At 46.8% G+C, this 24421-nt stretch carries 23 protein-coding genes; 3 read left to right on the top strand and 20 right to left on the bottom strand.

All coding sequences use genetic code 11. The annotated features are described in order from the left end of the window. Positions 1-43 precede the first annotated feature (43 nt). The 4 genes from QMA13_RS10450 to QMA13_RS36390 all read right to left on the bottom strand — a co-directional run bounded on the left by QMA13_RS10450 (position 44) and on the right by QMA13_RS36390 (position 3741). A complete protein-coding gene (locus tag QMA13_RS10450) occupies positions 44-994 on the bottom strand; it encodes a cation diffusion facilitator family transporter (RefSeq protein ID WP_282941307.1) in 951 nt (316 codons plus the stop codon). A 66-nt stretch (positions 995-1060) separates the two neighbouring features. Then, positions 1061-1975 (bottom strand): protein translocase subunit SecF, encoded by a 915-nt coding sequence (secF, locus tag QMA13_RS10445; RefSeq protein WP_282941306.1) that lies wholly within the window; start codon positions 1973-1975, stop codon positions 1061-1063. Next, the gene (gene secD / locus QMA13_RS10440; RefSeq protein WP_481858157.1) at positions 1965-3191 is read right to left on the bottom strand and encodes a protein translocase subunit SecD; all 1227 of its coding nucleotides are present in this window, start codon (positions 3189-3191) and stop codon (positions 1965-1967) included. The genes secF and secD overlap by 11 nt, the downstream gene beginning before the upstream one ends. Positions 3192-3306: 115 nt before the next feature. Beyond that, positions 3307-3741, bottom strand: coding sequence for a post-transcriptional regulator (locus QMA13_RS36390; protein WP_349254208.1), 435 nt, complete (start codon positions 3739-3741; stop codon positions 3307-3309). 201 nt (positions 3742-3942) lie between these two features. On the opposite strand from QMA13_RS36390, the gene spoVB reads away from it, so the two are divergent. Next, positions 3943-5511: a stage V sporulation protein B gene (spoVB, locus tag QMA13_RS10430; protein ID WP_282941305.1), complete on the top strand. Its 1569-nt coding sequence runs from the start codon at positions 3943-3945 to the stop codon at positions 5509-5511. A gap of 1 nt (position 5512) precedes the next feature. Here spoVB and QMA13_RS10425 read toward each other — a convergent pair whose 3' ends face one another. Beyond that, the gene (locus QMA13_RS10425) at positions 5513-6190 is read right to left on the bottom strand and encodes a DUF421 domain-containing protein (RefSeq protein ID WP_282941304.1); all 678 of its coding nucleotides are present in this window, start codon (positions 6188-6190) and stop codon (positions 5513-5515) included. A 133-nt stretch (positions 6191-6323) separates the two neighbouring features. Next, positions 6324-7646, bottom strand: coding sequence for an ArsB/NhaD family transporter (locus QMA13_RS10420; RefSeq protein WP_282941303.1), 1323 nt, complete (start codon positions 7644-7646; stop codon positions 6324-6326). A gap of 180 nt (positions 7647-7826) precedes the next feature. On the opposite strand from QMA13_RS10420, the gene QMA13_RS10415 reads away from it, so the two are divergent. Next, a complete protein-coding gene (locus QMA13_RS10415; protein WP_282941302.1) occupies positions 7827-8186 on the top strand; it encodes a TIGR04086 family membrane protein in 360 nt (119 codons plus the stop codon). Between the two features lie 100 nt (positions 8187-8286). Here the strand turns inward: QMA13_RS10415 and yajC are convergent, their stop codons facing one another. The 13 genes from yajC to QMA13_RS10350 all read right to left on the bottom strand — a co-directional run bounded on the left by yajC (position 8287) and on the right by QMA13_RS10350 (position 22449). Continuing rightward, positions 8287-8607, bottom strand: coding sequence for a preprotein translocase subunit YajC (gene yajC, locus QMA13_RS10410; protein WP_282941301.1), 321 nt, complete (start codon positions 8605-8607; stop codon positions 8287-8289). A gap of 31 nt (positions 8608-8638) precedes the next feature. After that, positions 8639-9781: a tRNA guanosine(34) transglycosylase Tgt gene (tgt, locus tag QMA13_RS10405; RefSeq protein ID WP_282941300.1), complete on the bottom strand. Its 1143-nt coding sequence runs from the start codon at positions 9779-9781 to the stop codon at positions 8639-8641. Positions 9782-9804: 23 nt separating this feature from the next. Next, on the bottom strand, positions 9805-10872 hold the full coding sequence (queA, locus tag QMA13_RS10400) for a tRNA preQ1(34) S-adenosylmethionine ribosyltransferase-isomerase QueA (protein WP_282943364.1): 1068 nt from the start codon (positions 10870-10872) through the stop codon (positions 9805-9807). A gap of 5 nt (positions 10873-10877) precedes the next feature. Continuing rightward, entirely contained in the window at positions 10878-13037 is a 2160-nt protein-coding gene (locus QMA13_RS10395) for a SpoIID/LytB domain-containing protein (RefSeq protein ID WP_282941299.1), read from the bottom strand. A gap of 60 nt (positions 13038-13097) precedes the next feature. Continuing rightward, positions 13098-14102 carry a Holliday junction branch migration DNA helicase RuvB gene (ruvB, locus tag QMA13_RS10390; RefSeq protein ID WP_282941298.1) on the bottom strand — a complete coding sequence of 335 codons (1005 nt, stop codon included), beginning with the start codon at positions 14100-14102 and terminating at the stop codon, positions 13098-13100. Between the two features lie 187 nt (positions 14103-14289). Continuing rightward, positions 14290-14922 (bottom strand): Holliday junction branch migration protein RuvA, encoded by a 633-nt coding sequence (ruvA, locus tag QMA13_RS10385; protein WP_282941297.1) that lies wholly within the window; start codon positions 14920-14922, stop codon positions 14290-14292. Continuing rightward, positions 14919-15422 carry a crossover junction endodeoxyribonuclease RuvC gene (ruvC, locus tag QMA13_RS10380; RefSeq protein ID WP_282941296.1) on the bottom strand — a complete coding sequence of 168 codons (504 nt, stop codon included), beginning with the start codon at positions 15420-15422 and terminating at the stop codon, positions 14919-14921. The genes ruvA and ruvC overlap by 4 nt, the downstream gene beginning before the upstream one ends. A gap of 233 nt (positions 15423-15655) precedes the next feature. Next, the gene (locus QMA13_RS10375) at positions 15656-16264 is read right to left on the bottom strand and encodes a BofC C-terminal domain-containing protein (RefSeq protein ID WP_282941295.1); all 609 of its coding nucleotides are present in this window, start codon (positions 16262-16264) and stop codon (positions 15656-15658) included. 202 nt (positions 16265-16466) lie between these two features. Further along, entirely contained in the window at positions 16467-18365 is a 1899-nt protein-coding gene (locus QMA13_RS10370) for a LysM peptidoglycan-binding domain-containing protein (protein ID WP_282941294.1), read from the bottom strand. Positions 18366-18721: 356 nt separating this feature from the next. Continuing rightward, positions 18722-19591, bottom strand: a complete 870-nt coding sequence (pheA, locus tag QMA13_RS10365; RefSeq protein WP_282941293.1) for a prephenate dehydratase — start codon at positions 19589-19591, stop codon at positions 18722-18724. Beyond that, on the bottom strand, positions 19588-20562 hold the full coding sequence (gene thrB / locus QMA13_RS10360) for a homoserine kinase (RefSeq protein WP_282941292.1): 975 nt from the start codon (positions 20560-20562) through the stop codon (positions 19588-19590). The genes pheA and thrB overlap by 4 nt, the downstream gene beginning before the upstream one ends. A 61-nt stretch (positions 20563-20623) precedes the next feature. Next, complete coding sequence (locus QMA13_RS10355; protein ID WP_282941291.1) at positions 20624-21910, bottom strand: homoserine dehydrogenase; 1287 nt, start codon at positions 21908-21910, stop codon at positions 20624-20626. Between the two features lie 68 nt (positions 21911-21978). Then, on the bottom strand, positions 21979-22449 hold the full coding sequence (locus QMA13_RS10350; RefSeq protein ID WP_282943363.1) for an ACT domain-containing protein: 471 nt from the start codon (positions 22447-22449) through the stop codon (positions 21979-21981). A gap of 220 nt (positions 22450-22669) precedes the next feature. Between QMA13_RS10350 and QMA13_RS10345 the strand changes: the two genes are divergently transcribed. Next, on the top strand, positions 22670-23173 hold the full coding sequence (locus QMA13_RS10345; protein WP_282941290.1) for an NUDIX domain-containing protein: 504 nt from the start codon (positions 22670-22672) through the stop codon (positions 23171-23173). 122 nt (positions 23174-23295) lie between these two features. Here QMA13_RS10345 and QMA13_RS10340 read toward each other — a convergent pair whose 3' ends face one another. Continuing rightward, a complete protein-coding gene (locus tag QMA13_RS10340; protein WP_282941289.1) occupies positions 23296-24345 on the bottom strand; it encodes an anthranilate phosphoribosyltransferase in 1050 nt (349 codons plus the stop codon). Positions 24346-24421 lie beyond the last annotated feature (76 nt).

Genomic DNA, 24421 nt, shown 5'->3' with positions numbered 1-24421 from the left:
TACTGAGCTCTCCAAAGGTAGAAAGCTCATCTAGAAATTATTATTAATGCACTACACTCGGAAATTGCTCCTGGTCTGCATCGATATTCTTATACGGGTATCCCGGATCATACGGATTCACATGAATGTTAACCTCGGATATATGTATAAACCGTTTCATCAACAAGTACTTTACCCTTTTAGCGATATCATGTCCTTCAAATACGGTAATTCTAGGATTTACACAGATTTTCACATCTACGATCACGTAATGTCCATGCTCTTTGGCGCGTAAATCATCGACTGCGATAACACCCTTTACAGTCTGTACAGTTCCGATCAGCTCTGCTGCGTCTTCTTCATGAAGTACCCTTTCAGACGTACTGTCCATAATATCCAGTACTAAACGATAACCCGTCTTAAATACCATACCAGCTATAATCAAGCTTGCAATAGGATCCAAATAATACAAATATTTATTTCCCAGGTAATGACCTAAAATCGCCCCTCCTGCTCCTGCAAATGCTACCAAAGACGAGTATACATCCGGGCGCAGACCCGATACATGGGAAGCTTTACTTCCAGTGGGACGAAGCCTTCCAAAACGATTATTATACTGAATCATTGCTTCTTTGACAACTATGGATGCTGCAATAACAATTAATGCCATTGTCCCAGGCGATGACTCGACACCATAGTATAAGACTTTAGCTGAAGATAAGGCAAGCTCCAGCCCCACTAGAAGCAGCATAACCGAAACAATAATAGCTGTTACCTTCTCGGGTTTGCCTTGTTTATTAGCGGACTCCTTCTCAACAGCAGCGTTTCCTGAATGCAATCCTCTTGATAAGGAAAAGGAACCTGCGGCTTCAGAAGCAGTGTGCACTGCATCTGCAATAAGTGCTTTACTTCCCGAGATGTAGCCTAACACGCCTGTTATAAGTGCCAATGCTATATGACTGACAAAGCTAGGCCATTCGCCATAATGTGCTTTTTGCAACCGCTCATTAGACATGGAGCCACTCCTCAAGTGAATTGTATAGAAAGGCCGCGGAAACATTTCATTTCGCGCGGCCAGCTATTATTCTTTTACTGCGGCAGCCCGCGTTTTAGAACCAAGTGACTTGTTCTTCAACAAATACCACAATGGAGTAGCGATACAAATCGAAGAGTACGCACCAGAGGCTAGTCCAACGATTTTTGCCAAAGCAAATAATTTGATCGATTCACTACCGAAAATAAACAAACAAAGAGCGGCAATCAGCACTGTAATAACGGTGTTGATGTTCCGTGTCATTGTCTGCCAAATACTCGCATTCAGCATGTTAGACAAGTCTTCGCTTGTTTTAATTCGAGAGAAGCGTAAATTTTCTCTCACCCGGTCGAAAATAACGATTTTGTCGTTAATCGAATACCCGATGGTCGTCAAGATGGCAGCCAAGAAAGGCAAATTAACCTCAAGACGGAAAATAGCAAATACCGAGATAACGATAAAAGCATCGTGAAGGATTGCGATAATGGCGGCTACTGCAAACCGCCATTCGAAACGAATGCTAACATAGATGCAAATGGCTAAGCTCGCAATACCGACAGCGATCATCGCTTTAAAGCCTAATTCTCTTGCAATATCTGGCGAGACGGTGTTTACCTCTTGGGAAACCTTGTCTCCGAACGTAGCAACCATCGTCGAATTTACTTTTTTGATCTCATCTTCTGTAAGAATCGTATCAAAACGAGCAGAAACATGGTCATTGTTGCTACCGCTAAGGGTTGTTATAGCAGGCTTAAACCCGGAAGTTTCAAAGGCTTGGTCTACCTTTTCCTTAGTAACGGATTGGCCCATGTTAATGTCAAGTGATGTCCCTGCTTTAAAGTCGACGCCGTAGTTCAGATTCATAGTAACTAACACGATTAAACCAATCAACAGGATCGCAATAGAAGTCATAAAAAACTTATTGCGGTTTTTCATGAAGTCAAAGTGATTTTTATAGTCCACGAATTTCCGACTCCTTTACACCGTAATAAGCAGGTTTATTGAACAGCTTGCTCTTGATGACTAGGTGAATGTACCAGCGAGACAAGAACACGTTGGTTAGAATACTAAGGATAATACTCATAATCGTTGTTAAGGCAAAGCCACGAATAGCACCATTACCAACGTAGTACAGCACGATCGCAGAGATCAGGTTCGTAATATTAGCGTCCATGATCGTACGGAACGAATGCTTGGAACCGGATTTAAGGGAGGAAAGCAAGCTTTTGCCGCTGCGGATCTCTTCTTTAATCCGCTCATACGTAATGATATTCGCATCGACCGCCATCCCGATACCGAGCACAAATGCCGCAATACCCGGAAGGGTTAAGGTCGCTTTCATCAAGTAGAAGGCCCCTAACAGCAGGAACGTATACGTGATTAACGTAATGGCCGCAATAACGCCCGGCAAGCGATAAAACACAAGCATGAAAACAAGAATCAGGATCGCACCGATCAAGCCTGCTTCCACCGTTTGGTGCAAAGACAATTGACCTAGAGATGCTCCTACAACCTGAGTATATTTCTCGGTCAGCTTCAATGGAAGTGCGCCTAAGTTAATTGTGTTGGCTAACTCAGTTGCTTGTTCAAACGTGTAATTACCTGAAATCGTTGCATTGCCGTCTGTAATAACTGCACTAACAATCGGCGCAGACAGCGGGTTCTCATCCAAATAAATCGCTAACGGCTGGTTAAGCAATTTTTCGGTAACCGCCTTGAACTTATCCGGTTCCTTAACTTTAATGCTGATCATCGGACGATTGGATTGGTCAAAGCCCACCTTAGCAGCGCCCTCTACGAAATCACTGCCCAGCATTTCCTTCGTACCATCCGGTGCGCGGAAAGTCAGATCTGCCGGCTTTTTAATAACCTGCCGTACCTCTTCCTCATTCTTCACATCGGCAAGACGCACGCGGATACGATCTTTGCCCTCCGTCGTTACTTCCGGTTCGGCGATACCAAGGCTGTCTGCCCTCTTTGCCAAACTGTTCGCCGTTTGCTTCAAAGACTCCATAGTGACTGGCTTGCCAGCCTCTATTGGTTCTGCTACATACAGTATTTCAAAACCACCCTTTAAGTCTAAGCCGAGCTTAATGTTCTTTACTAGTCCCGGAGTTAGCCAGGCAAACAAGCCAAACGAAAGGACTACCACTAGCAAAAAAGCAACGATCCGTTTCATGTGTATAACGATCTCCTTCCATACTCAATATGCCTATTATACCCACCTGCGAAAAACGAGTCAATTTGACGATTGATGGCAGCTGGAATCAGGTTAAAAACAAACAACCCTTCCGCTATTTGAAAGGGTTGGTTTTATAAATGCTCATTGTCATCCAGTTCATAAACTGTGTCACTTTTAACGATAAAATATCATTGACCACTTTATGCAGAGGAGGGGTGCCCGTCTTTTTATACTTGTCGCTGACACACTCCCATATTTCCATCCCGGTAACATGCTCATACCCAATCATTCTGAACTCTTCGGCTTTACTGTTGCAGATGCTCTCGATTACTTCATTTAATTCCACGTCCGATAAAACTTCCCATTCCGGTTCAGACTCCAACTCAACCTTACACTCCAGAGTATCCCCTTCCTCTTCGGGTTCAGGCTCTAAAGGCGGTTCTCCCGGCTCGGGCATTTCATCCTGCATTGTCGATCCTATGGCTCCCTCCGAATCGTTGGCTGATGCCTCCAACTGTTGCTGTGTATTACGTTCCTCTTGATCCACGACCATCAACCTCCTGCATTACAGCGTCGCTGTTACACATATTCGCTGCTCCCGGGCCATTTCCTTCCTTCTTGTCCAAGAAGTTGCACAAAAAATGTCATGCAGTGGGACAGGTTCAGCATATTCATTAAGTATATCTTATGGTCCATACTGCGAAGTCATTTTTCTAATGAAATCTTAAGGGAGGAAGAAGGCGTTCACGTGACCAAACAATCGTTTATGAAGGGCACGCTCATTTTGCTTGCCGCAGGTATCATTAACCGCATCCTTGGCTTCATCCCTAGAATTACATTACCACGAGTCATCGGCGCTGAAGGAATCGGATTATATCAAATGGGCTATCCATTCCTTATCGTTATTTTAACATTAATTACCGGAGGCATTCCTATCGCGATTGCGAAACTGGTTGCAGAGGCGGAAGCGGAAGGAAATGAACACCGGATAAGTAGAATATTTCGAATCTCATTTCTTTTTACTCTTTCAATCAGCTTTTTATTTGCGATCGCCAGCTTTTTTGCCGCCAAATGGATTTCAACACATCTACTGACCGATTCACGCGTTTACTACACCTTTCTGACCATGACACCCATCATATTGATAGTGGGCATCGGTTCGGTGTACCGCGGCTATTTCCAGGGAAGGCAAAATATGATTCCTACAGCCCTCTCTCAAGTCGTTGAGACGTTAGTGCGAATATTCACTGTACTAGCCTTTGCTTATACCATGCTACCCTACGGGATTGAATTCGCTGCAGCAGGCGCAATGGCAGGCGTTTTGGCAGGTGAAATCGCAGCACTTCTTGTATTGTACTATCAGTATCGGAACAACCGCAGGAGGTCAGCCAGGTCCATCCCTGAAACAGGAATCGGCTCTAGTCCCTTATCAAGTCGCTGGGCTAACCTGCAGCTGCTGTTAAAGCTCGCTGTACCGATTACCGGCAGCAAGCTTGTAGGCTCCTGCTCCTATTTCTTCGAATCCATCATCATTGTCCGCAGCTTGGCAATAGCCGGAGTAGCTACCAAAATAGCCACTGCACAGTACGGGGCGCTGCAAGGAATGGTTATGCCGATACTCATGCTTCCCAGCGCCTTGACTTATTCCTTATCGGTTTCCTTAGTTCCTTCCCTTTCCGAAGCCGCGGCGCAAAATGATTTGAAAACGATCCATTCCAGACTTCATCAGTCCTTGAAGCTAGCACTGGTGACGGGAGCCCCTTTCGCGATGATCATGTTCGTGTTGGCTGAACCGCTCTGTCTCTACTTATACGGTCAAAGCCAAGTAGCCTCAATGCTGAAAATGATGGCACCTGTCGCTTTGTTCATTTACTTTCAAGCGCCACTTCAAGCGACTTTGCAAGCTTTGGAGAAGCCAGGCAGTGCATTAATCAACACATTAGTCGGATCCATTATCAAGCTGACCTTAATTTATGTGCTGGCGAGCAAGCCTGAATTCGGTATCCTGGGGGCACTCATGGCTATTAACGTGAACATCATGCTCGTTACCCTTCTACATTGGCGCAGTGTGGTCAAGCTGTTGAATTTCCGGATGGAAATGACCGATTTTGCCAAGGTCGGTGTGGCGATGGCAATATCCGGATGGGCCAGTCATGTCATTATGTACACAGGCTGGCTGGATAACGAGCTGATTCGTTTTATTGTCTCCTCCATTGCAGGTATTACTCTGTACCTAATCTGCTCTGTGTTCTTAAAGCTCATTAATCGAAACGATCTTCTGAGATTATTGTGGCTGGGACGCAAATTTGTTAAATAGATTATCTTTTCTTATCAATAAACCATTTGCCCTTGTGATCGATCGTACAGAAGAACACGTCTTTAAAATCTTGTACTCCCTTGGATTGCAGCTCGCTTTTTAACCAAAAACGCGTTTTCCCAAGTTTCTCCAGACTGTCATCTTGAACCTTCCCATCCATAATGAGAGGCAAGGGAAGCCCCTCATATCTGATTTTGACCTGCTGCTTGGCGGCAGGCTGACCATCCGCAGGATCCTTTTCAACAACGGTCAGCTTGCCCGATGGCTCCAGTATGGCAAACTCAACATCCGCTACGTCTACGACCTTATTTTGTCGAAGCTGCAGCAGCAAATCATCCAGGTTATACCGATGCCTTCTCATCACATCACGATTCAGCTTGCCATTCTGAATAACTATGGCCGGTCTCCCCTCAAAAATCCGGCGAAGCTTTTCATTCTTCAACGACACGTAAGCTATGAACATTTGAATCACGACCAGGGTGACCATCGGGACGATACCCTCTATAAGCGGTTTTCCCATATCTTCCAGTACGAACACGGCAATTTCCGCAATCATAATGGATATCACCAAATCGAAAAGCGAAAGCTTTCCAATCTCCCTCTTCCCCATAATCCTCAAAGTCAATAACACGATAAAATACACAAGTACGGTTCGCAAAAAAAGAGCCAAAATCTCCATGGTTCCCACTATCCTCCTACAAGCATGGCGTAGCAAAGACAGGACTGTTTCCATGGGTATTTTGACCTTTAACGGATGGTGTCATACGGTTTGGACATATAAGAATTGTTGGCAAATGTGCTCCAAGCGTGAACTAATAATAAATCCACACCACATAAGCCGTCGAAATAAGCAGCAGCAGTAGCGTTAAAGGCAGCGCCGTTTTTAAATATTTTGTAAAAGAAATTTCATGGCCTTCCTTCATCGCCAGCCCTGCAGCAATCAGATTCGCGTGCGATCCGATTAACGTTGCTCCTCCACCTATACTGGCACCGATGGCAAGCGACCACCAGACAGGATTCAGCTCCCATCCATACGCTAAGTCCATATGCACACCGATATTTTTGATCAAAGGAAGCATCGCCGCTACCAGCGGAGCTTGATCTACACCTGCCGATACGAGTCCTGCAACCCATAGAACCAGAATCGAGACGAACACCCCGCTTCCAGAAGTAAGCTCCATCCCTTTTAATGCAACAGCTTCTATAATCCCGCTATTTACCAAGCCGCCTACAATAAAGAACAAGCCAATCAGAAATGCCAGAGTCCCCCATTCCACAGAATGAACAGCTTCCTCCAGTTCGTCTTTTTTTCTAATGGTGAGCAGCAGAAGGACGAATGCACCCGCCAATGCTATTATGGCAACCGAAGTATGCAGCTGCTTGTGGAAAATAAATCCAACCAAAGTCAATCCCCACACTATCAATGCTTTTATCAATAGAGGACGATTCTTAATGTAATCAGAAGCATCCAGGGACTTCCAGTCCTGCGTCTTCGTTTGGAGCTGCTTCCACTCCTTCGCATACATCCTATGAAGCACGAATAGTGTCACCGCAAAAAGAAGAATAGATAAGGGAGCTACATGCAGCAAAAAGCCGTTAAATGTTACACTTGTCAGCTTGGATGAGCCTATCATCATATTCGGAAGTGACCCTATCAGGGTGGCGCTCCCGCCAATATTGCCGCAAAGCATTTCAGTCACAATAAAAGGAACCGGACTCACTTCCATTACTTTAGCGATGCGAATCGTTATGGGTACGAGCAGAAGGATTGTTGTAATCGGATCCAAGAGAGCAGACCCCAATGCCGCAATAACCGCTACAAGTAATAATAGCTTCGTTAGTTGACCTTGCGCCTTCTGTATCGATTTAACGGCGATGTAATGAAACCCTCCCGTCTTTCCTATGACTCCCGACATTAGCATCATACCCAGCAATAGAAAAATGGTTTCCCAAGCGATATGAGTCCGATAAGCTGTCGTAACATCAACCAGTCCCAAAATAAGCGCTAGAATCGCTCCACCCCAAGCGGCGTATGCACGATGAATAATACCGGTTTGAATGCATCCGTAAGCGATAAAGAAAATAAGTGCAGCTGCAACCATCTGCCATAACGAAGTTGATTGAATCGTTTCCAAAAGATATCCCCACCTTTCATATATTCGTTCGTACGGATTGCTCTATTTAATGACATATAAAGGCATGGCGGTTCCCATATTTTACATAACTTCACCTTGATACGTCTAGAACAACCTGTACTATTTTTATGTACGTGCCCATACAATGATGATAAATGGTTTGATTGGGGGGAGTCGGCGATGAAGCAATCACCTTTATTTTCCGGGTTGATCTACTCCATGATTTTTATGCTCTTAGGTACGCTAATGATCTCTTTGCTAATGCTTGCAACAAATTTACAGGAAACGTCCCTATTTGGCTACACGATGTCCATACACGGCGTTTCCATGTTCATAGGGGGCATCGTATCCGGCAAACGCGGCGGAACTAGAGGCTGGTATCACGGTGGCTTGCTAGGCATCTTTTATTGTCTCATTGTAGCTATCATTGGGTTCTTGGCTTATGATACCGGGTTAACGCAGCAAACTTTGTTTCTGCTCGGCTTAACCTTCGGATGTGGTGCTTTAGGTGGTATGCTAGGCGTTAATATGAAGAAATAGCAATTACCAGTTGTCCTCTCTCGAGGTCGTTCAAAGGTGAACATAAAAAAATGCGAGTCCTTCCTTCGCAGGAGGCTCGCATTTATTCATTTTGATGCGCTTACTTCTTGTCCTCGCTTGGACTACTTTGAACCGCATTCACTGCAGAACGTTCGAATGTAAGCTTTGTTACATCGTTGACACGGATAACGACCGTATCATCTCCAATCTCCAGAATTGTTCCGTGAAGACCGCCGATGGTAACAACCTTATCGCCTTTTTTCAAATTGCCCAGCATCATATTACGCGTCTTTTGACGTTTCTGCTGGGGACGAATCAATAAGAAATACAAGACTACAAACATTAATACCAGTGGACCGTATGTATACAAATACCCTTGAAGCCCGCCTTGCGCTGCTGTATCAGCTGCTGCTAACAACATTTGCTTTCCCCCCTTTCCCTATACTATACGTTTAAAATCCTTTTCCGTTTTCACTCATTCCGTATTTTTCGAAAAAATGATCCCGGAAATCAAGCAGCCGATCCTCTTGAATTGCTTGTCTCACTTGACGCATCAGCTCCAGCAAAAAATGCAGGTTATGGTACGTTGTAAGACGAATTCCGAACGTCTCATCCGCTTTGAGCAAGTGTCGAATATACGCACGTGAATAATTCTTGCACGTATAGCAAGAGCATTCCGGATCGAGCGGCCCGAAATCTTCTGCAAACTTGGCATTACGGACAACAAGTCTTCCCTCGCTGGTCATTGTGGTACCATTTCTTGCAATACGCGTCGGAAGGACGCAATCAAACATGTCGACGCCACGGATCGATCCCTCGACCAAAGCATCCGGTGACCCCACTCCCATTAAATAACGGGGTTTGTTGGCCGGCAAAATAGGCACTGTGTAATCCAAAACTTCATACATCAGATGCTTAGGCTCGCCGACGCTTAATCCACCAATAGCATACCCCGGGAAATCCATGGAAGTCAACTCAGCCGCGCTTTGTTTACGCAAATCTTCGTACATACCTCCTTGGACAATAGCGAACAACGCTTGGTCATGTGGACGAGCATGCGCCTGTAGACAGCGTTCCGCCCAACGGGTCGTACGTTCAAGCGATTGCTTAGCATAGCTGTGTTCGGCAGGATAAGGAGGACACTCATCGAAGGCCATCATGATATCGGAGCCGAGCGCATTCTGAATCTCGATCGATTTCTCTGGTGAAATGAACAGCTTGTCCCCGTTCAGATGGGATCTGAATGCGACTCCCTCTTCCGTAATTTTTCTCATTTCGCTTAGGCTGAAAACTTGAAAACCGCCGCTGTCTGTCAAAATCGGACGGTCCCAGTTCATAAATTGATGAAGACCGCCGGCTTTCTTTACTATGTCGTGCCCTGGACGCAAGAACAAATGATACGTATTGCTTAAAATAATATGAGCGTCCATCTGCTTCAATTCTTCCGGACTCATGGTTTTCACCGTTGCTTGTGTACCAACTGGCATAAAAGCCGGCGTTTCGATCACTCCATGTGGAGTATGTACCCGGCCTAGTCTTGCACCGGATTGCTTGCATGTTTTAATATGTTCATACCATACTGCTGCCAATGACATTCACTTCTTTCTTTTCCTGCTGATTAATAAATTAACATGGCATCGCCAAAGCTAAAAAACCGGTATTCCCGTTCAACCGCTTGACGATAAGCTTCCATAACCTTCTCACGATCGGCCAAAGCACTGATTAACATGAGCAGCGTCGACTTGGGTAAATGAAAGTTCGTCACAAGCGCGTCAACGATCTGGAACTCAAAGCCCGGGAAAATAAAAATATCGGTCCAGCCGCTGCAAGCTTGAAGTCTTCCACCCTCAGAGCTTACCTTGGCTGCCGTTTCTAGAGTCCTTGATGATGTCGTTCCGATTGCAATGACCCGCTTTCCCAAAGCTTTAGCTGTATTGATCTTATCGGCCGCTTCGCTGCTTACCTCATAATACTCCTCATGCATCCGATGCGACTCCACATCATCGACCGATACCGGCCGAAACGTGCCAAGTCCTACATGAAGCGTAATATAAGCTAATTGTATACCTTTTTGTTCCAGCCTATTCAAGTATTCCCTTGTAAAATGAAGCCCTGCCGTCGGTGCTGCAGCGGACCCCTCATGCTTCGCATATACCGTCTGGTACCGCTCACGTTCGGGCAGCTGCTCCTTAATATAAGGAGGCAGAGGCATTTGACCAAGTCGGTCCAATAGCTCCGGGAAAATCCCTTCATAGCTAAACCGCAGCACGCGGCCGCCCATATCGCTTTCTTCTTCAATAGTGGCAGTAAGAAGAGCGGTTTTGCTGCCTTCCGAAGCACGAGTATCGTCCTCGCCAAATAGAATAACAGCACCTTTCTTCAATCGCTTGCCAGGCTTAACCAGTGCCTCCCAGCGGTCCCCCTCCAGCTGTTTGAGCAGGAGCACTTCCGCTTTGGCTCCGGTATCCGCCTTGACACCAAAAAGCCGGGCTGGTATTACCCGTGTATCATTCAACACGAGCACATCCCCGGCTTCCACATAATCGATTAAAGCTTCAAACGTTTGATGCTGTATCGCTCCGGTTGTTTTGTTCAGCGTTAATAATCTTGAGGATGTTCGATCCTTCAATGGAGTTTGTGCAATAAGCGACTCCGGTAAATCATAATCAAACCATTCTACCTGCATGTTCGTCATTCCTTGGTTATCGAGACTCCTACATAGTAGGTCTGCAATATTTTTTTATAATCATAGCCAAGCTCGGCATAGCCTCGGGCACCCCATTGGGACATGCCTAGTCCATGACCATACCCTGTACCTCTAAAAACATATTGGGACTGCTTATCGGCAAGCTTCGCTTTATTATCTCCGTTCAATACAAAAATCTGTGGTGCCGTCGCAGCTTGAGGAGCTGCACCGCCTGTAGCGACATAAATAGCTGGGGAAGAGGCGGTTTGATCGCGTACCGTATTGTTTGCTCCCAGTATAGTATACCTTCCCGTTTCTTCAATATCAAACCGGGTGCTCGGCAAACTATTAAATAGGGTGCGAAGCGCATCGGGATAATCAGGCTTCATCACTTGACCGTTGGCTTTCATCTCAACGACCCTGCCCGACTCTCCTCTTTTGGATATTTCAAGTTTCTCCAACGAGCCACTGATAGGCTGACCTAGTACCGTATTTACCTTCTCTTTCAGTTTATCCGCATCATAAGGACCTCGTATCCAAGAGAACGCATTGGATTCCATCGCCTGGTCAAATACGACGAACCTATCTCCGATATCCACCTTAAAGCTGGCGGGATTTGCTGTATTGTCGACGAACGGAGCAGGCCGAACACTGACTCCCGTCCCTGTTGAAACGAAGTAAGGCAGACCGGCAGCATTCTTCTCCCCCGTATCGCGAGCGTAAGAGGAATGAATATATCCTGTTTTTCCATTAGGCAGCACGATACGATACCAGACGACCTTTCCTTTCTCTGCTCCATCATCGGGACTCGGAACGCTTTGCAAATAAGCGACTTTATTTCCCCACACTTCGGTTGATTCTGCAGTCATTCCTCCTGCATTAGAATAAAACAAAGGGGAAATCAAGCCAGCTTTATCTTTAAGCACCTCGCCTTGCGTTGCTTGGACAGCAGTTAAAGCGGTTGGAAATTCGGCGCCCGCTCCCTGATACGCCTGATCCACAGTGGAATCAGACACATGGGCTATCTGATATTTGACACCCTGCTTCTTAACATAGGTTCGTGCGGCAACCGCTTGCGCCTTCAATGCCTCCACCGGCCAATCCTTATTGAGCTCCGAGCTGACCACAGATGCCAGATACTGATCCATAGGCAGTTCGTTGATAACAGCAAGCTTGGAATTGAACCGGGATATCTCGAGGATACCTCTATACGAACGTTCGAATCGCTCCTTAACAGCTACCGTATCGGATAGATTGGGAGATACCGTAAGCTTGGTGGTTGAATTGGCGCCCGTGCCGCCCCCCAGAGTGAAGTAGGGTATCACAGGAAGACCATCGGTTTCCAAATCCGCTTGCGTCCGTTTTACTATGTAGGAAATAGCCGGATCGACTGGCTGCAGCACAAGCGCAGGCATTACGCCATTGATTTGCAATTTGACTGCATTCAGCTCTGCCGATGTCGTTTCTGCACCCACGAAAACCGCATAAGCGGGCGTTCCTGCCGCCGTATCCATAAAAGCGACTCCTGCATCAAATCCAGCTGCACCGATTGCGGCCGCTTGGGCAGCCGCTTCCGCCTCGGTAGCGTAGCTGCCCGCATTCCAATGCAGAGGCCCCCCTACACTCGGCGTATAGCCTTTAATCAATCCGCTGACTGCTGACAAGCCCGAGGCTTTAGTCATTGCTGCTTGCGCCACATCCTTCGTGGCATAGGGTCCCAGTTCAATTTGATAGGATACCGTGCCTCGCTTGGTGCTTGCGACCAGTACAGCATCCTGATTGGCAGCTGTAAGCTTGTCCATGATCGATTTGGCCTGGGTCTTGTCGGTGCCTTCCCACAACACTGCATGAAAGCCATCCAAAGAGGCGGCTGCAGATGTCTTATCTACGATAGCAAATGCCGGCTTATCCGCACCTGCTGAATTGCGGAGTGTAATATCCATCCCCTTGGCCGAAGATAAGGTTACCGAAGATGTATTAACACTGTACTTCCCTGTATCAATAAACAAAGCAACCCTAACCGAATCCAGCTTTTCCGTTTCTGCTGCATAGGCACTAGGCACGGGCGAGTCAAATCCTGTGGAAATCCCGGCACCCGCTGTAACGATACATATACTTATAACCCATTTTTGTATAGAACCAAGTGAAGGCTTAAGCTTCCTCATGTTCAGCGTTCCCCTCTCTGACGTTGATGAGTGCACTCTTTCCTTCCACCTGCTTAATAGCTAGTGGTTGTCCGGCATGGGCAACCCCAAATGGCTGTAAGCCATATGAGTCGCCATCCGACCTCGAGGCGTGCGTTGCAAAAATCCGATTTGAAGCAAATACGGCTCGTACACATCTTCTATCGTTTGACTTTCTTCTCCGATCGTAGCTGCAATCGTATCCAACCCAACAGGGCCGCCTTGGAAGCTCAAAATAATAGCGCGCAGCATTTTATGGTCGATCTCATCAAGTCCTAGATGATCGATTTGGATACCTAGCAGCGCTTTTTGCGCAATATCCAATGTGATGATGCCGTCACCCTTTACTTGAGCATAATCACGTACACGCTTCAATAGACGGTTTGCAATACGCGGTGTTCCGCGCGACCGTTTGCCGATCTCATCCGAAGCTTCACCAACGATTTGCACCTGCAAAATATCCGCTGTCCGGCTCACGATATACGCAAGCTCGTCAACGGTATAGTATTCCAGACGGCTGACCACACCGAAGCGATCGCGCAGCGGAGCGGACAACAAGCCGACACGGGTCGTAGCCCCAACCAGCGTGAAGGCCGGAAGATCAAGCCGGACCGATCGGGCACTAGGACCTTTACCGATAATTATGTCCAGCGCAAAATCCTCCATCGCCGGATACAGCACTTCTTCTACTGTCCGATGAAGACGATGAATCTCGTCGATGAACAGAACGTCGCCTTCCTGCAAATTGGTCAAAATAGCTGCCAAATCACCGGGACGTTCAATCGCAGGTCCGGAAGTAGTACGTACGTTAACGCCCAGCTCATTTGCGATAATATTGGACAGCGTCGTCTTCCCAAGTCCCGGCGGACCGTATAAAAGGACGTGATCCAGTGCTTCTTTGCGCATTTTGGCCGCTTCTATATAGATTTTTAAATTTTCCTTTGCTTGAGCCTGCCCTATATATTCAGCCAAATATCTTGGACGCAGGCTTAATTCCATTCCTGTGTCTTCCATCATCAGGTTAGCTGAAATGATCCTGTCTTCCACGTTTGGTGTTCCTCCTTAGAGTTTCGCGAAGCGAAACTGACTTCGTAAGCATCCGCTGAGTTTCGCGAAGCGAAACTGGCTTCGTAAGCATCTGCTGAGTTTCGCGAAGCGAAACTAACTTCGTACGCGCCCACTTAAGTTTCGCTAAGCGAAACTGACTTCATATGCATCCGTTTCGCACAGCAGCTTATCTCATGGACTGCTGGTACAACGCTTGCAGCGCAAGCTTCATGACCACATCAACCGTTTCGCCGCCCTGCAGCTTGGACTTGATCGCTTGGCCGGCCCTATCGGCCTCTGCCTCTGTGTACCCAAGAGAAATCAACGCAGCTTTGGCCTCACCCCAGGCTCCACTGCCTTGGGATGCGTCCGACACATCCGCTCCGCCGGCAAACACGAGCGAATTACCAACCGAATGCATCCCGCCAAGCTTATCCTTCAAGTCCAATATCATCCGCTGCGCCGTCTTACGGCCGATACCAGGCAGCTTCGTCAGGAAGCTGATATTCTCCTGTTGGATGGCCGCTGCAATGACTTCCGGGCGCCCCCCGGCAAGCACGCCGATAGCAACCTTAGGCCCAATCCCGTTTACATCCAAAAGCGTACGGAACAAAGACTGCTCTTCCCGGCTTGTAAAGCCAAACAACAGATGTGCGTCTTCCCGTACATGATAGTGAATGTACATGGTGATTTCTTCATGCTGGCTCAGTTGAACTGCGAAAGGATTGGAACAAAATACACGATACCCTACACCGCGTACATCCAAGACTACATATTCAGTTTCTCTATGTACAACGTTTCCCCTTAAAAAATCGATCATCGTTTATGTACCTCGTTTATTTTTTGTTGTAGCGTCGAGGAATGGGCATGACAAATCGCCACTGCCAGCGCATCGGCCACATCGTCAGGCTTCGGAACGGCAGACAAGTTCAAAAACATGCGGACCATTTCCTGCACCTGCTTCTTCTCAGCTTTCCCGTAGCCTACAACGGCTTGCTTCACCTGCAGAGGGGTATATTCTCCAATAGGAATTCCCTGTTGCGCTGCCGCAAGCATCATGACTCCCCTTGCTTGAGCAACAGTAAATGCCGTGGTAACGTTTCGGTTAAAAAACAGTTTCTCAATTGCCACCGAATCCGGTTTATACTTTTCTATCAGCTGCACTGTAGCATCATATACCATCTTCAGCCTCAATACCCCGTCCGTATGTGCTTCCGTCTGGATACATCCATATTGTACCGGCACTAGCCGGGAGCCTTGTTTATCAATAAACCCGAAGCCTACAATGGCAATCCCCGGATCAATCCCCATAATGCGCAAAGGCTGCACTCTCCCATTCTCAAAACCGAACATATGTGTTCACATGCCATTATAGCAGATATTATCGAGCATGAATACGCCCTAAAAGGCATAAAATAACCCCACAAAGTGGTGCCTTGGCTTCGAAGCTGATTCAGGTACTTTGCGGTGAGCCCCGAGAATTATAAATTCTAATGTCAAAAAAAAAGACGACCCCGTTGTTCATCCAACGAGATCGTCTTCCATTACTCTTCTCAGTGCAGAGCTCTCTCTGGTTCCTCTACAGCAAAATCAGCAAAGGTTGAGAGTACGCTATTGTACTCCTCTAGATTACTGACAGGAATACCTCGATACAACTGCTTAACCGTCTCTCGAGGTAGGCTGCTCTCCAAAAACTCAATATTTAACTGGAAAAAGGTACGCAGAACCTGATTACTCCCTGGCACTCCCTCAAATAACGAAAGGTTCCCTTTGGTATCCAGACCAAAATACGCATTGGTCTTACACTGTGGCGACAAATCGTCGATTTGTTCGGTAAAATATACGTCCCCGCCTTCTCCAATCTGCACAATCAGCGCTGGATGCTCTTTGTGATATTGCAATATTTGCGCTGCATTCATTCTTCCCAGCATTTGCAGCTCTTCACCGCAAACATATGATTTTTTAGCATAAGCTCCACGCTGTCCTTCTATATGGTTCACCATGGCCTGTACTTCATCCTCCAATTGTTGCGTTGGACGTATCTGTGCTCCAAAAACGGGCTGATCACCAGTTGACCACCCCAAACCATTGGTGTCCGAATTCCCTTTCAGCAAAATTAAGGTAAGCGAGGACATTCCGGCAATGAATAAAACTACCGCCAAAGTCAACCATCGACGCTTCCAACGCAGCTTTTTTTATTTTGTTCAGCAAGCTTAGAAGAATCATCCGAATCCCCTTCTAACATCAAGTATGTTTTACCATTTTTCCCAGTCTTCAGGGCGATTATACGGATGCTTACTATAATAATAGGACAGCAAAAAACCGGAGGCAGTTTGTGCTTCCGGTTTTTCATTCCCATGAGGATTATACGTTAATCCATGGAGTTTTATCGGCTTTGGGTTTCAACAAACTTGTGCGGCTTCTCCGAGGGCTTGAGGAAAGGCGACTGATTGCCGCTTGAGTTGAGCTGCGCTTCTTTTTATTTGCACCTTTTGTTTCTGATTTTTGATTGTTTTTGGAAATAGTAAGCGTTTCGTCCGCCTCTATCTCTTCCGTCTGTTCTCTTCCCACCGATGTATCATTACATCCGCAGTCATTATATCCACCGCTATAGGGAGAGAAGGAAGTCATTGGATTACCATACATTGGGAACATAGGCCCAGTAAAGGCACCAGCTACCTGTGGATAGAATTCTCCAGTCGGATATCCCATGCCCGGAAAAGACGACGTGTTTGCAAAAGGCTGGGCATTAGGTTGAAACATGTATGGACTTTCCATTTGTGGTGCGTTAGGAAATGGCTTTCCTTGCTCGAATGCCGGGGATACTTGCTCTCCTCCACAACCGCAGCCACCGCCTGCTTGAGGCATAAAACCGTACATTTGATAATCAGGCAGCGGAGCAGCAAATGATTGAAATGGCATTTGTTCGGCAGATGGCATTTGCTGCTGTGGCCACATATTTGGCATTTCTTGCTGCGCCCACATATTCGGCATTTCCGGCTGCGCCCACATATTTGGCATTTCCTGCTGCGGCCACATATTCGGCTGTTCCTGTTGCGGCCACATATTTGGCTGTTCCTGCTGCGGCCACATATTTGGCTGTTCCTGCTGCGGCCACATATTCGGCTGTTCCTGCTGCGGCCACATATTTGGCTGTTCCTGCTGCGGCCACATATTTGGCTGTTCCTGCTGCGGCCACATATTTGGCTGTTCCTGCTGCGGCCACATGTTCGCGTTCATCACTTCTGTCGCAGGCATTTGGAACTGTTCGAATAAATTCGAAGAAGGCTGTTGAAATGGCATATTAGGAGTTGCTTCAGTACCCATGACATGAGAATTATCGGAATAAGGAGATATGGCGTTATTTACATTTGGTTCATGATAAGATGGCATTACCGAGGGATACGGTTGGGGAGCATTAGGCTTGAATGAGGTATTGGGTTGTTGAGTAGCGCTCGGTAAAATCGGCATTTCCGGAACAAACGGCTGCTGGTTCACATTAGGCTGAACGAAATTCGGCTGGAAGCTAGGCTGGTTTACGCTCGGTGAAACCATAGGTTGTTGATTCGCATTTGGCATCATCGGCATGATTGATTCAGGTGAGATTTGTTGGTTGACATTTGGCATCATCGGCATGATCGATTCAGGTGAGATATGCTGATTTACATTCGGCATCACCGGCATGATTGATTCAGGCGAAATTTGCTGGTTTGCATTTGGCATGATCGATTCAGGCGAGATATGTTGGTTTACATTCGGCATGATTGGCATTATCGGCATTTCAACATTTGGTTGTACGTTGATGGGCGGCTTAGCTGGAGCAGGCGCCACCTGAATTGGAGAAACCGGAGTCGGTACTGGCTGAATGGGTGCCGTATTTTTTTTGTGATGATGGTGAGGGTAATGCTGCCCTGTTTGTTGATTATGACCATGCGCTTTAGGGATGTACACCACGTCCCCTGTCATTAAAACATTCGGATTCTTTAGCTGCGGATTAGCCTCAATCATTTGATTCAGAGGGATATTCCAGGCCTTGGATAGTTTCCACAGCGTATCCCCTTGAACTACTGTGTGCTTGTAGAGATAATCATTTCCTGGCGCAACGGGCGTCGGACCGTTCGGAATTTTTACCTTCATCCCAACTTCAATAACATTGGGGTCGGTAATTTGCGGGTTCATTTCAATTAACTTATCCAGATCAACGTGATATTTTTGAGCGATTAGGTAGAGGGACTCGCCTTTCTTAACCATATGGATTTTCAATGCATAAACCTCCTTAACATTTTCTTTGAGAAACTCCCTATTACTCTGTGTTCAAATAATTAATGTAGGGCTCCGTTTCTCGCTTTCGCATAGCACGTTAATTTCCTTAGATACTCTCCAGCCGCCTCACAAGGGGTAAAAGCCTAATCATTACGCGTGCCAAAACAAAATGACAATACAGTTTATGCAGGTTGGTAGGCATTTGACCATGGACATTGGAAAAAAATCACACAAAACTATTTACAATTAAAAAAGCAGGATAAAGCCTCCCGTCCCGATCAGTGGAAACGATGGCTTTTTCCTGCTCATTGTATGAAGAAACTGTATATGTTATTCGTTCTGAATGACTTTTCCTGCTAAGCTTGTTGATAAGTAAAAGTAGGATAACAGCCCAAGACGCGCACTTGGCACCCTATCGCTTCAATTTCTTGAAGAGCTGCCGGAAGCAACACCGATTCCATAGAAGCTTCAATATCAATATAAAAGTAATAAGTGCCAAGCTTCTTCTTCGTAGGTCTTGACTCAATCTTGGACAGGTTGATGCGGCGCCATGCAAAAGCTGACAGCAGCTGATGCAAGCCTCCTGGATAGTCGTCTGGCAGCGTCACGGTAATCGTCGTTTTAGTCATTGCGACCGGTTGGTCAGGCAAACTCACAGGCTCTGTTCCTACCAATACAAAACGCGTAAAGTTGTTCTGATGATCCTGAACGCCCTGTGCCCAAGTATGCAGCCCGTAAAGAGAGCCCGCTCCAGAAGGAGCTAGCGCAGCCACATCGGATCGACCAAGCTCTTTGACGAGCCTTGCTGCTTCTCCGTTGCTGCCTACCTGCTCAAGTTCCACATGAGGCAAGTAGGTCTTCAAAAATTCCCGGCATTGAGATAAGGTAACCCCGTGGGAAACTACTTTCTTCAAACCGCTGCAACCCGCCGCAAGCGACTCACCAAATGCTTCGTTGCATAAAAGATTAATAGATATTGGATACACGTATTCCGCTTGGATCGGCAAATCCACCTCATGGACTAACCAGTCCAAGTGAAGGCTCACAGAGCCTTCAAACGTATTCTCGATTGGAATGACGCTATAATCCGATTGTCCGTTGACCGTAGATCTGAATACATCGTCAATTAGCTTGCAATTTACGTAATCGAAAGCCTCTTTACCCAAATAATGAATAGCGGATTCTTCAGTGAAAGTACCCGGACCCAATAGCGCTACACGCTTCATACACGGACATCTCCTTTGATGTTTTCGAATAATGTACAATTTTCATCAAAGTGTGTCAACAATTGAACACCGCCGCGGTCCGGCTTAAGCCACATCAGCGTAGCTTCAATCTGCTCTTCCTTCAACGTTCCGAGCAAGAATTGCTCCAACTCCGCCTTGCGGGAGCTGTCCCGGTCTACGAGCGCGAGCATCGTCGGTCCCGCGCCGCTCAATGCTACACCGAGGGCACCGTGATCCGTTGCCTCGGCCAGAATTTTGGCCAGCCCTGGCACAAGGGCTGCCCGGTAAGGCTGATGCAGCGCGTCCTTCATGGCGCGCGCAATCATATCTAGCCGCCCAGTGCAGAAGGCGGCTACGAGCACGGACGAATGCCCAACGTTGAAAACGGCATTCGACAAGCTCTGTTCGCGCGGGAGTACATGCCGCGCCTTCTCGGTCGACAGCTGGAAGTGGGGAATAGCTACCAGCGCCTCCAGCCTGTCATCAGGCTCGATGCGGATATATTCCGCACGATCGCCATCCCAGAAAGCGGCGACGAGCCCGCCAAAGAGCGCCGCGCCTACATTATCGGGGTGATGCTCCAACCCCGTCGCCATTTGAAAGAGCGTATCGTCGGTCAGCGGACTGCCGATGAGCGCATTAGCTGCCGCCAAACCGCCCACAATTGCCGACGCGCTGCTGCCGAGTCCGCGTGTCAGCGGAATGTCGCTGTACATAGAGATTTCCAGCTCAGGATGCTCTACACCCGCTTTGGCAAAAACCATCTGTGCTACTCCATATATAAGATTCGTCTTGTCCGTTGGAATCCCGTCCATTTGATCGCCGATCAAATGGACCTTCGTTTCTTCCGCAATGCTCATTTCTATCCATGCATAGAGATCCAGCGCCATACCCAGCGAATCGAAGCCGGGTCCAAGGTTAGCCGTGCTTGCCGGCACCTTGACGCGTACTTTATTATGACTTGTGTCCATGAAATCCGTCCCTTACCCTTCGAACTTTTTTATCTCGTTGATTGATCCGTGCTTTGAATTACTATCCTTCTACACGATAGACGCTTTTGATCGAATGAACAACCTTCATCGATTCAAACTGGTGCAGCACTTTTTTCATTGCCGCTTGATTCGCATCGTGAGTAATGATAATGATCTCTGCATTCGGGTTTTGCTTGTTCGGATGCTGGAGAACAGATTCCAGGCTCACTTCATGCTCTGCAAATACTTGAGTAATTTGTGCAAGGACGCCCGCTTTATCTGCAACGTGAAGCAAGATGAAGTTTTTGGATGCGATTTGTTCATCCGTCTTCAGCTTCTTCTCTTTGTAAGGAGCAAATCCACGTTGCCCGTTAATGCCAAGCTTCAGATTGCGCACGACCGCAACCAAATCCGCTACAACTGAAGTTGCTGTCGGCATTTCGCCCGCTCCCGGACCATAGAACATCGTTTCGCCTACTGCTTCACCATATACGTAGACAGCATTGAATACCCCGTTCACAGATGACAACGGATGAGATTGCTTCACCATTGTCGGTTGTACGCTGATGCTGATATAGTCATCTTGACGCTCAGCGATACCGAGCAGCTTCACTTCGTACCCGAGGCGTTTGCCGTATGCGATATCCTCTTTAGTTACCTGACTGATACCACGGACTTGAACATCGCTCAATGCCACATTTACATGGAAGCCCAGCGTTCCGAGAATCGTCATCTTACGGGCCGCGTCAAAGCCTTCTACATCGGATGTTGGGTCCGCTTCAGCGTATCCGAGTTCCTGAGCCTCTTTCAACACGTCGTTGTATGCAGCGCCTTCTTGGCTCATTTTAGTTAAAATATAGTTCGTCGTTCCATTTACTATCCCCATAATTTTCGTAATCCGGTCCGAAGAGAATCCCTCGATCAGTGTACGGATAATCGGAATGCCGCCGGCAACACTCGCTTCGTAAAATACGTCGCAGCCCTTTTCAGAAGCCTTAGCCAAAATTTCCGGTCCGTGCAGCGCCATCAAGTCTTTGTTAGCTGTTACGATATGCTTACCGTTGTCCAGCGCCTGCAGCATATATTTCTTCGCCAGATCTATGCCACCCATCACTTCGACGACAATATCAATTTCCGGATTATCGATGACATCCCATGCATTTTCCGTCAATACATCTGAATTAACCGCAATATTGCGGGATTTACTTTTATCTTGAACGAGAATTTTGGATATTTGAATCGAGGCTCCGGTTTGGCTTAATAAATCCTGTTGATGCCCCTCCACAATACGTACTACACCCGTTCCTACTGTTCCAAGCCCTAATAACCCAACCTTTATCGGTTTCATATCCTAATTCCTCCTCTTCGTCATGTTGCCATTAAATTGTAATTTATTGTAAAATCCGTATTCTCTAATTAACCTTGCCCTACCAGGGTAGCCCTGCTGACGCCTTCCTGTTCGCGAAGCTTTTCCAACAGAACAGCAACCGTCTCTCCCATCACCGACGTCTCAACGGAAATAACGACGTTTGCAACCCCTTGAAGAGGAATCGTCTGGTGGATCGTAAGGACATTACCTTCGAGCCCTGCAATCATAGCAAGAACTCTGGATAAAATACCTGAACGATGCTCCAGATCCATCGAGATCGTTACGATGCGCTCCCTTTCCAGCTTACTAAGCGGAAAGATACCATCCTTGTACTTATAAAATGCGCTGCGACTCAGCTCAACCTGTTCCACTGCATCATGAATCGTCTTCACTTCGCCCCGTGCAAGCAGTTCCTTGGCATGTACCGTTTTCACCAGTGCTTCAGGCAAAATATCTTCCCTAACTAAATAGTAACGTTCGTTACCGCTAGATTTGGTCTCCGTGTCTTGTTTATCCAGCTCAGCCACAGTCCTCTCTAAAAAGACGAATGTTTCTCCTTAGTGGACATTATAACGAAATTGCCGGAATACGGCAATAGGCTATTTTGTTATTCATCCTACTTTCATAAAGTTTCCACATCTGTACGCTATGAAGCGATTCTGATTCATGTTAAGGTGTGAATTGAGCTTGTCTGTTATTCTAAAAGTGGATTAATTTAATAGAAAAAGGGGTGTTTATGTGATTCGCACACGAATGATGGCAACAGCGATGTTGTTTAATAATAACGATCTATTAATGATGAAGCGTTCTCCCACCCGCACCTTGAACCCAGGCATGTGGGCAGCGGTAGGCGGACACATGGAACCGGAAGAAATCAATGACCCGTTGACTACATGCTTACGGGAAATTCAAGAAGAAACTGGTCTTCAACATACCGAGCTTCTAAATATGCAGCTCCAATATATATTGATTCGTTTAAACCAACAGGAAGTTCGTCAGCAATTCATTTATACTGCCGAGGCTACACGTAGAAATGTTGTTCAAACGGATGAAGGAATTCTCCATTGGATTCCTCGTGAACAGGTACTTAACCGGGAAATTCCGTTCATTTTCCACTCATTGCTTGCTCATTATTTTGAAAACGGACCGTCAACTCATGTTTGGGTAGGTACGGCGGGTCACAACGACGATTCCACTCCCACAGTGCGTTGGACAGCTCTGGTCGATCCGATGATGAATTAATTGCTGTGATGTATAAATTAATGAATGATAATAAATGAAAGAGACTGCCCCCCAACAGATAATTTCATCCTGTTAGTCGGACAGCCTCTCTTTGGCTGCTTTCTCCATGCGGTCAAATCCCATCATTTTACCTGCCTTGACTTAAAATAACTTTTATTGCTCGAAGCTCGCCACTTCTCCAACATTTTAAGTGCCTCCTTACGTAATAGCAGCGATCGCGCCAGCTGAAACCCTTCTTCATAGCTGCCTACCTTATCAAACCAATACAGCCGCAGTCCCGCATTGAATATGACATGCTCTCTCTCATTGCGAATATCCTCCGAATCTTCCCCCTGAATGACCTTGGTCAGCAGCTTTAGCTGCTCATCCTTCGTGCATTTTTCCAATGGCTCTCCCCTAAAACCAAACGTTGCAGGGTCAACGCTGTTTGACTCATCCCCCCAAGGTGTTACTTTGCGAATCGAGCTCGTTTTATAGATTGGAAGATCCTCAGAGCCTTCCATTCCTTGGACAATATAGGCCGTCTCGAAGCCGGATTTAGGCAGCAGATGGATTAGATGAGACATCGCCGTTTTGTGATTCACACCAATAATCATATTTTGCGAATGAATCGGATTGATAACTTTCTCCACCGTGTTCAAGAATGTTCTTAAACCCAGCTGCTCACGAACATGCCTTATACAGCCAAAAGGTGGACAGATGAGATCCGTCCATATAAATCCGATATTCAAAGCCATAAAAATGGTCTCCCATTCCTTGGCTTCAAGCTCCACTTGAACACCCAAACCTTCCAACAGCTCCTTTAAGGATACTCCTTCCGTAGAAGGCAGAGAATCGCTGCCATGCATGACCTGAGGGAAACCGACGGAGGCTAGCAAAAGACTGACGGGAATCGTAATGGGAAAGTACAGCCTTCCATCGTAAGATCCCCCACAGTTCAACGAATCTGAGAAGGATCGGAATGGAAGTGAATATTTACGGAAAACATCGATAAAGCCCATCACTTCTTCATCCGCTTCCCCCTTCATTCTCATCCCCATTAGAAAAGCAGCCGTCTGAGCATCTGTAGACTCTCCTCTGGCAATGGAATGCGCGGCCGCAACTGCTTCATCATAAGTGAGATGGCGGGACCCGGTCTTATCGGTTCCAACCGTTTTTATCCATTCCTTCATGATGTCACCTCATTTCTTATCAATGAAACTACATATATCCATGCGTTTTCAAAATTGGTTTCTTCTTTTATCCATG

This window comes from Paenibacillus sp. RC67 (assembly GCF_030020805.1).
In the GTDB taxonomy this organism is placed as follows: domain Bacteria; phylum Bacillota; class Bacilli; order Paenibacillales; family NBRC-103111; genus Paenibacillus_S.
This window is presented reverse-complemented; position numbering and strand designations above follow the sequence as displayed.